Source organism: Lentilactobacillus hilgardii DSM 20176 = ATCC 8290 (assembly GCF_000159315.1).
Classification (GTDB): domain Bacteria; phylum Bacillota; class Bacilli; order Lactobacillales; family Lactobacillaceae; genus Lentilactobacillus; species Lentilactobacillus hilgardii.
In genome coordinates this window covers 1-241 of record NZ_GG670065.1, presented here as the reverse complement: position 1 = coordinate 241, position 241 = coordinate 1, and the positions used below count along the sequence as shown (strand labels likewise).

Genomic DNA, 241 nt, shown 5'->3' with positions numbered 1-241 from the left:
CGTAAGCTTGAATATTTGTTGGGGGATGCGCGTCAAAAAGGAGCTGATACGGTCATAACATTTGGGGCCACCCAGTCCAACCACGCGATGGAAACGGCTGTGGCAGCCAATCGACTTGGCCTAAACACGATTTTATATTTGGAGACCATTACGCCAAATGATCAACAGGATGATCGGGCAAATATTTTACTGGATAAAATTTTAGGCGCTCAAATCCACTATGTTTCGATGAAGGGTCGTA

1 protein-coding gene is annotated in these 241 nt (G+C 45.2%); it reads left to right on the top strand.

The window, feature by feature from the left end:
* The coding region (locus tag HMPREF0519_RS12895; RefSeq protein WP_003637233.1) for a pyridoxal-phosphate dependent enzyme at window positions 1-241 on the top strand (241 nt) is incomplete at both ends.